Origin of the sequence: Mycobacterium sp. (genome assembly GCF_051006775.1) — a bacterium.
Taxonomy (GTDB): domain Bacteria; phylum Actinomycetota; class Actinomycetes; order Mycobacteriales; family Mycobacteriaceae; genus Mycobacterium.
Map to the genome: position 1 here is coordinate 1 of NZ_JBPCSX010000003.1, position 9,641 is coordinate 9,641.

The window sequence follows — 9,641 nt, forward strand, 5'->3', positions numbered from 1 at the left end:
ATTCTTCGCACTCATTTGACCCAAAATTGCCCCCATGCCACCAGTGCTTTCGGCACCGCCGGTGGCCGCATCCACAATTAAGTGGAAAGGGACGTTCCAGCGAGGATATGCCACTACAGGTTCTGAGACCAAAATGTCGCGTAGCTTATGATAGGCTTGCAGGGCCTCGGGTGGAAGTTTACCTCCCAACCAACCTGTGGTCTTCTTTGTAAGATGGGTAAGGGGTTGAGCTACTGTGGCAAAGTTCTTGACATGTCCCCGGAAATAATTGCAGAGACCCAAAAATTGGCGAATTTGGGTGACGCTTTGGGGAGCCGGCATTTCTTTTACCGCCTTGAGTTTATCCGTACCCGGAAGGATACCCTTGGGAGTTAAACGGAAACCCAAATAGCTTACATTAGTCGCGCCGAACTCGCACTTGTCGGGGTTCAGTCGGACGTTAACATTCCGCAACCGGTTAAACAATAGTTGTAAACATTTAATGTGTTCGTCGTGCGAGCTGGTGTGTATGAGTAGGTCGTCGATGTACACAATGACATTAGGTAGGCCCAATGTGGCCAGTTCCATCATTCGTTGGAAAGAACTAGGGCCACCTTTGAGTCCCATGCTGAGGACATTATATTGAAATTGGCCCCGCCCTGGGCACGTAAAGGCTGTGTATGGGCGAGAGCTGGATGCCAGAGGGAGTTGGTGAAAGCCCCACGTGAGGTCCATAGTACTAAAGATAGTGGAACCGGCCTTACCGATTTCCCCTATACATTCACCGACATCCTTCATTGTGTAACGATCCTCCAGGCTATTCTCATTAAGAGCCCTGTAATCTAGGACAAAACGAAATGATCCATCTTTCTTTGGAACCACAAAGATGGGAGAGTTGTACCGGCTAAAACATGGTTCGATAATACCAATTTTTAGCCATTCGTCAATTTGCGTGTGCAGAGCATCCTGGTGGGCTTCAGGTATGCGGAACTGTTTGCGGTATATAGGGTCCGTATTTTTCAGTTTAATAGTATGCTCGAAATTATTAGCGCTTCCCAAATCCTCTCTAGTTTTACTGAAAACATCATGATTTTTCAGAAACAGAGCATGATATTTATCCAAGAAATCTGTGGGAACATTGAGCTTAATGCGAGCTAAAAAGGTTTGTTTAGACTTGCTGTCAGCTAATGGTGTGGGAAGCGGAGTGTCATTCATTTTTGAGATGTTCATTAGTAAATGTGTGGAATCGATGTTAATGACTTCATCTTCAATTAACTCGACATCACAGACTGCGTCGTCTTTGTCGAGGGTGACACTAACAGGAGAACAATTTTTCACAACGATTACACCTAATCCATTAGTGAACATGGTCACATTATCTGGGACATGTAGACGCGAACGATCGTACTGCAAAGTGTTTTGTGTGACCAGGACTGCCCCGGTCAAGTTGTCAGCCGCCTTAATTTTAATGGGCTGACGAGCAAAGGGCGGAAAATTGTCTCGTTTACAAGCTCTAGCCAACATCGACTTTTTCTCAATTTGTTGCACATGAAAATATGTTTGAGAAATAGGATTGAGAGCTAGTTTCATTTTCCGAATGGCATCCATGCCAAGAATGGCTGGTTGCGATAGTTCAGAGCATACTAGGGCAGAGATTCTTCCTTTAAAATCCATGGCGGAAACGTGGATATGTACTTGGCCTAGGATCTTTAAAGGCTTCTTGTTTGCCCCTGTGACCGCAAAGGGGGAAGCGTGTAAGGGAGGAGGAGGTTTCAGATCATTGTACAGAGATGTTGATATCACTGAAACGGCCGCACCTGTATCAAATAGCCATGCGCACGTGACATCATTGACAGTAACCTGAATTGTAGGTTTACCATCAATGAATCCGATTAATTTCGTTTGGTCTCCTACATCCGTTGTATGCGAATGGGAGACCCGATTGAGTTTAAAGAGAGAGCGTTAATGGCGGGTGCATAGTCATTGGTTTTGTCATTCTCTGGATCGTCGTCCTCTTCTTCAGGCATTTCCTGGTAGGTCATACGATCCAATTCGATCTCTTGAACGGAGCGTGGTCTGGGGACCATTGACGCGCCCCGTGTGATCCTCAATCTACATGCATTCTGCATGTGGTTCTTCTTGTGACAATACCAACATTCCATGGATCCGTAATTCTTAGTAGGTCTGGAGGAAGGAGAGTATCCTTTGTTTCCTCGAGTTTGGCGTTTTGGATATCGCTTAGAAAAGCGTCCAGCAGCGTTGACCTGTGGATCTTCAGGATCCTCTTCATCCTCGTCATCGCTTCCGTCCGGAAGCACTGCAGTGATTTCTCCGTGTCTCTGCAGCGGACCGTTCACTGATTTCTCTACAATCTTGGTTTCCTCCACTGCTTCTTTAAGCGTGTCGGAAGGTTGTAGTTTGGCAAGGACTTGCAAAGACGGTAATAATCCGTTGAGGTAAATCGTCCTTCCTAAGTGATCGTTGTAATGACGAGTGCCTTCTTCATAGAAGACCGTAGCTAACTCATAACATTGTTGTACCATGAGTTGCTTGAATTCCTCTGCACTGGCTTCTGGGCGAAAGAAAGGTACCCAGTTGGCAGGGACGGATTGGAAACGCGAGTCCAAAGAGTTGGGAGCACGATCAGGTTTGGATTGTGCAAATTCTCTCAATGTCGCGTTTACCCTGAATCCAAAACTAGTCGCTTGTTCACCGGCCTTTTGTCGGACAGACAAGTTGGTGAGACGCGACGTATCATGAGCCTTGAATCCAAAGTAGGAGAGGAATTCATTCCTCATTACTGCCCAATCCGTAATGTCTATGCCATGATCTATTAAATAGTCTAAAAAGACCATGGCTTCTCCGCGAAACGCTTGTTGAGCGTTTCCTGCGGTCTGGATGCTACTCCATCCTTGAGTGGTTCGTAGAGTATCTACTCTACGAAGCCAATGTTCGGCGGACAGAGTATCTTTGCTCTTGTCCGCGAACCATAATGGGATGCGTGTGACCTTGTCCGCATCGCGTCCGTCAACGGCTGCCATTTTTCACCCTACTGAGTTGGTTTTCCAGAGTCCTCCTTACAGGGAGACAGTTCTTATCAGCAATGTGATTTCCAACAAACCTGTTCGAAAATCAGTGATCTGATGTTTCCAACTCCTCCGTGGTTCGAGACTAGCCGCTGCCACCAATTTCAGTTCCGTGTTTATCTATGACATATACCGTTCCTAATTCAAACAGCATCAATGCTTAACTAACTTTATTCACTTCAATGCGCCCTCTTTTATAGGCGTTCCATAAAACAAGTACATTGACATGCATAGAGTTATAGTAGATAAAGTACATACAATATTATAAATTGAATACAAGAATTCAGATCTTATATTCCTCCTATTCTTGAAATGGATTACGGGCGCTGCGTTCATGACGAAGTGTAGAATGCAGTACGTTGGCGAAATCGTTACTGTTGAGCGACGTCATGGAAGTGCGATCCCCGAACTCGCTTCGTGCATCTTGGTATGAATCCTGCCGACGAACAGGGGTGACCCGAGCGGATGGTCGGCGTTCCCGCATGATGGGTGATTCTCTGACAGGCTGCATTTCATACGTTTGTGGCCATGATCCGCGACGAGAGGCGGGTTTCGAAATGGACAGAGACACATCCGGTTTGGGGCAAAAGTACCTAGCACAACAGAGATATGATATGACGGAAACTATTACTCCCAGGACCAGTGCTATGGCAACTGTTATCCAAAAATGATTCCACTGAGCTGAATGGACCTGGTTTGCCAGTGACTTGTGGAGTCTGGTTAACTGGGCTTGACTCAAACGCAGACCATCCTCCACCTGCAGGGAGAGATTCTTGTCTGCCAGTAGAGTGCTATATAACCGCATCTCCTGAGCGTCCACATGACGTAACAATTCCCTGGGAACCTCCATTGTATCCCAATTCGTTTTCTCTACCATGGGGACACGAGGGGTAATGATAGAAAAGGGTGCTGAGAGCAAATGTTGTTTCAACCTTAGTGTGCATCCGCTATCTAAGGTAAGACGGGACGTGCTGGTGATGTATTTGGTTATGGAGGTGCCATTTAAACATTCTCCCTGCGCTGTAAATACTTCGGGAGAGAATATCGCAAAAGTGCGTTCTCCCGCTTGCACAACAACTTCCCGTTGCGCCTCAAGTTTAACTTGACACCGTTTGGTGATTACGTTTGGTAGTTGACCCATTAGTGCCCCGATACATGATCCTTCATTAGAGGTGAGAGTAATGATAGGCGCCTCACACATGTAGACATGATTGCGTTGGAGGCATTTGTCTAGATCAGTTTCAGTTAGAGCTTTGTGCAACCCATTGGGTCCTATTGCAATCAAAGGTTCGGGCGCCGAAATCATGGTCATGTAGCCATCTTGATTCGGAATGGGAAAAGGGTGGTACCGGTAAATACTCCATTTGTCAGGGTATTTGGTAGCGGGTACATGTAATATTAACACCAGGTCATTTGGTGACGATACAAATGATACATCGATTTGGAAATAGTCGGAAGGAAATTCAGTTAGAGGTTTAAGATTTCTAGCCCGTCCGAACTTCATTACTATCTTGTGGAGGTGGTCCATTTGCTTTGCTGTGAACCAACCCGAGTGCAATCGATGTTTATGGAGGTCATGGGTGAGGTCCAACCATTGTTGCAGACGTTTCTGTATGTGGCGAACAATACCCGTCCAGGCCATGTATCTTACTTCTAGGATATTTATATGAGCATTATCTCGCGCTAGTGCCACCACATTGGTGATCCTATCGTTAATGTTTCGAATCACATGATCCCGCTCCTCATTATTCTGTACCAATAGTTCAGCGTGGTCATTCTTAGTTATGGAATGAATTTGATTTGCTGAAAAGATTCCGAAAATAGTACCCACAATACCTGCTGCGATAACGGCCCAGATGGCACGTTTTTGTCGTCGTTGGTGCATTAAGGGTCCAAAAATTCTCGAGGCTGTAACCTGTCTTTTGCTGCGGGACCTGAATCCAGAAGTGTTGTAGGTCCCTCGTTGCAAACCATGGAGATAGACATCTGGTCCTCGCAATGGCGAATAATCCTGTCCTGATGTGTCCAAGGATTGCGCAAGTTCCGATGCTGCCGGGAGCTTCGCTTTCGAGTCTTCGAAGCGTTCCTTCATATACAACAATTCATGGTACAGACTGACATTCATGTGTTGTCCTGGGGATGGTCCTCCATCTGCTCCTCTTACAACGTCTGGCATCGGTCTAATAAACATGTCGTGCCAGCGATCCTTCTTTGGCGTGTACCATGATTCATCAGAGAACTTTTGGCTATTAGCCGTACCTATGGCGTCTGCGTTCATTAGTTTCACCGCATTGTTGAACATTGAAGTCATTTGGTCCAGATCTACTGGTATCACTACATGCAAGTAGGACAGATCTGGCACCACATCCCCCACCTGCTCAAAAACCGTAAGGTGCTCCGGGGTCGTAACGAAGAGACCCGAGACCAGAGAAGTTGCCAAACCAAGTTGGATGGCAGCTTTAAGGAGCGTAGCGTCGGATAAAGGAGGGGAACGAGTACGAGCATAAGGACGACGCAAAGGAGGCTGAGCGGGCAGAGGTGGAGGGGGCACAGAGATAGGCTGGCGGAGAGGAAGCGGCGGCAACACATACCTAGTCAGGGCCGGGATTCCTGACGGCGTCGATGAATGTCCATGAGGCGTTTGTCGTCTCCCATGAAAGCCAACATTTTGTCCCCGAGGGACACGTCGAGGGATGGCGGAGGCGGAGGAGGAGGCGTGGTGCGACGACCGAAAGCGCCCCACCTCACTGGCGTACCTATGGGCGAGAGGGACAGTGACGGAGGGCCCCGTACGCTGAGTTTCTCCAGAGCGCCGAGGAGGCGGTCGGCGACTGCTGCTTCGACGACGCGGTTCGTTATCGGATCGCGAATCATGGACACCCGTGTTGGCGGGTCCTGATGTCGGAAGGACACTCTGGGGGGCGACGGTGAAGAGTGCTGCCGTCTGGCGGGCGTGGTCCAAGAGGTCGAGGATCCCCGCGGCGTGGACGTTCGGAACTTTGAACGGCGGCTCCTTGGCGGGGAAGGCGTAGAACCAGGGCTCCTGGTCATCGTCGTAACTGGCCCAGCTTGGACCAACACTGGGAGGCCTGTCGTTGGTGTGGGAAGAAATTCGTTCGGGTCCCATCTGACCGGCATCATGAACCGTTGATTGTTCTTCCAGAACATCACGGACAGGGTCATGGAAGAGGTCAATGTCATCGTTGTCACTTCGGATGCTGGCCACTTCGTCTTCGGCGGTTCCTGCACAATTGGCGGTGGCGGAAGAGTTGTTTGCGGCGGAGGCTGAGCGACGTGAAACGGAATCGCTTGGAACGGCAGTTGTGCCATTTGGATTGGCACATAACAGTTTCCCGGAGGGATCCACTCCGAGGTGGACTGAATGGGGAACATATTGGCCGTCCGCGTTGATTCTGTATCCCCAGCTGAGGTATTCGTCTGTGGCGAACCCAAACAGGTCGCATAAGAACTGGGCATACTGGATTGAGAGGCTGTATCCCTGGCTTCGGATTGCATGGTAGAATGCCTGCAACTGATTCTTGATGCGACGTCCTGTGTCTGACGGGTGTGTGAATCGAGCGTGTTTATTCCAATACTCATTGAATTCGCCCCCGTCGACGAACGCGGCTCGGAGGAGGGTTCCGTATCCCCCTGCGAGTAGCTCAGAGCAAAGCGTCTCGTGTCTGTCGATCCAGACGGTGCGATGCTCACCGGCGTAGGAGAGGCAACGGGGTAATAAACAACTGGCAAGCTCGAGAGAGGCATCCTGGTCGTCTGCGGGGACCACATCTCGGGTGGTGCAGTACGGGCAGAGACACCAGTCGAACCCATACCTGGGCGTAGAGGAGTACTCTGGCGGCCAAGTACGGTAGTGGGGCGGTAGATACCTTGTTGGGGCGAAAAGACTTCTAATCGCTGCGGTCCAATCACTGGCTTCTTTATGGACGATCCTGCCACCCTGGGGGAGGAGAAAGTCGGGGGTGTGCTGGAGTGAGAGGATACCCACGGTGGGTTTTCGCCGGGAGTCGTTGGAGGATTCCGAGGAGGACCTTCCCATCCTATCTCGAACGGGGCCGTCGTCCGAGGTCTCCCATCCCATCTTTCCGCGGGTAGATACCATGGATTTTTACGGAGGGGTTTGGTGTATTCTGCGTTGTGCCGTGGCGCACTCGGAGAAGGAGAAGACCTAGAACGTCGAGGTGTTTGAATATCATAAAAGGTAGAATCTTCTACCATGGGCTCCCCGGGTTCTTGTGGAGGCTCATCCTCCATCATGGGGAGCTCCTCCTTTATGGGATGGGTATCATAGAATTCCTCACTTTTAACCGAACTATGATCATCGCCGGGTCCCTCATGTTCATGTTCCATGACGCCCGGCAGATGTCCAAAAATAGGTTTGATGTCCTCGTCCAAACGAGGTCGTTCGGAACTCCATACATATTCGTATGCAATGGGGTCGAACTGGAACTCAGGGTCCCCCGTAAGGAGGGAATTGCGCTTTGCGGGCGGAAGGTTTTGCAGGTATTCCCATCGACGTCGAAAGCGTCGTCTAGTGGTAAAAGTGCTTACCTGAATGGGCAGATCTAATTCGTTAATCAAAATATGATTTGCTTGGAGGTTCACTAGTCGGGCATAGGCCTCAATCAATCTTTCGTTGATACTGCTGATCAACGTGGGTTGAGGGAGCACTTCAGAGATTTCCAATTTTTCACGACTTCGTTTTCGTAGCACCATCGGGTGTCTTCCGAAGGGAGTGTCTTGATGACTGATTGGAAACTTGTCTGGGTCTGGCTCTTTAAGGAGAATTTCCAGATCCTCCGGCCGGCCTTCCATGTCAGGAGGGTCGGGCTCTGACGTGTTGTCTAGCTGGCCTGAAAGATCATCAAGCTTATCGCTTTTAGGGTCAGGAACTGTAAACGCTGGCTTGATATCGGCCATTGCAAAGTGCGGTTTGACCCTCTGTACATTTACCCTTAAAGTTCTTCCTTTTCGTAGAATATCAATGACTCCGTTTCTTAAAATCTTTTGAATGATAAACGGGCCTTCCCATCTATCTGCTAATTTGGCATTTTCGCCTACAAATACTCGTCTGTCTAAAAGGACGAATTGTCCGACGTGAAATTTGCGTGTTTGCTTGATACGGGCGTCATGATATTGACGGTATTGTTCCGTTTTTCGCAGGGCTTCTGTATTTGCCAATGCGCGAGCCTTCTGAAAGTACCGTAGTGTATCAAAAATAGGTTCCTCACTATAAGTGGGGAGAGCTTTGGTGATTAGTGCTCTTGGGAGGTATCCCAACATTAGTTGTGCGGGAGCCATCCCAATAGTCTTATGAAAACTCGTGTTATAGGAAAACGCCAACGATGGCAATAGGTCTTCCCATTCTAAAGAGTTTTCGGTCATTGCTGCTAGGTATTTCTTTATAGTTTTATTTACTACCTCGGCCTGTGCATTGCACTGTGGATGAGCCGGTGTGGTTTTTCCTTTTTCGATACCTAGGAAATCACATAACGTCGCCATTACAGAGTTGCAGAACTCTTTCCCTCCGTCGGTGAAAAGTTGGTCGGGGATGCCGAAACGGCAAACCCAGGCGCGAAAAATCGCGTCGGCGACCACTTTAGCATCCTTGCACGGGAGGGCAACGAGCTCAACAAACTTAGTATGGGCGTCAGTGATGCAAAGCACATGACCCTTGGAACCAATCGTTTTGAGGGGACCGAAAAGGTCGCAATGGACCCTCTGATTGGTAGCCGTGCACAGCGGGAGCGGGTGTAAGGGGCCAAGGAAGGTCGCCTTACCCAGAACCCGTTGGCAGCGGGGACATTGCCGGATGAAATCCTCAACGTCCTTGGTCATGGAGGGCCAAAAATACTGCGTACGAACGCGACGAAGCGTCTTGTCTGTGCTACCATGCCCCGTGAGCAGAGTACCATGGGCCTCCGCAATAACGGAAGGAGCCAGAAGGAGGGGCAGAACCACCACCTGAAGAGCATCATGGGAAAGAGTCAGGATACCATTATTGTCGGCAGCGTAAGGTGCCGCTTTTATCACATGTGCCGAAAAGAGAGACATGGGCGGTAAGTTGCCCGTAGCCATGTACTCCCGGAGTTCCATGCAAAAGGGGTCAGAGAGAGAGGCATCTTGTAAAGAGACGGCCTCGATGGCATCAATAGGACAACGCGAGAGGATGTCAGCCGGCATCTCAGAGCCCTTTTTATATACTAACTCAAAGTCATACATTCCCATTTGTTCTTGCAAACGATTAAGAGTACGCTGGTGGACCGTTTTAAGGGTTTCCAACGGCTTATGGTCGGTATAAACGGTAAATTTACGACCACGTAGATAAATGTCGAAGTAATGTATGGCCCAGGCCGCGGCGCACATTTCCGCTACATACGGCGTATAGTTTTTCTCATGATCCTTGAGGGAGCGACTGGCATACGCAACAACCTGAAATTGATTCTTCGCACTCATTTGACCCAAAATTGCCCCCATGCCACCAGTGCTTTCGGCACCGCCGGTGGCCGCATCCACAATTAAGTGGAAAGGGACGTTCCAGCGAGGATATGCCACTAC

Annotated in this window: 4 protein-coding genes; all 4 read right to left on the reverse strand. The window is 49.2% G+C overall.

The annotated features are described in order from the left end of the window. The coding region (locus tag ACR2JI_RS00190) for a reverse transcriptase family protein (protein ID WP_526386783.1) at positions 1-1,872 on the reverse strand (1,872 nt) is incomplete at its 3' end. Positions 1,873-1,889: 17 nt separating this feature from the next. Further along, positions 1,890-3,020, reverse strand: a complete 1,131-nt coding sequence (locus ACR2JI_RS00195) for a hypothetical protein (protein WP_526386779.1) — start codon at positions 3,018-3,020, stop codon at positions 1,890-1,892. A 346-nt stretch (positions 3,021-3,366) separates the two neighbouring features. Further along, complete coding sequence (locus tag ACR2JI_RS00200) at positions 3,367-5,376, reverse strand: hypothetical protein (protein ID WP_526386781.1); 2,010 nt, start codon at positions 5,374-5,376, stop codon at positions 3,367-3,369. 284 nt (positions 5,377-5,660) lie between these two features. Next, positions 5,661-9,638, reverse strand: a complete 3,978-nt coding sequence (locus ACR2JI_RS00205) for an RNase H-like domain-containing protein (RefSeq protein WP_526386785.1) — start codon at positions 9,636-9,638, stop codon at positions 5,661-5,663. Positions 9,639-9,641: the final 3 nt, after the last annotated feature.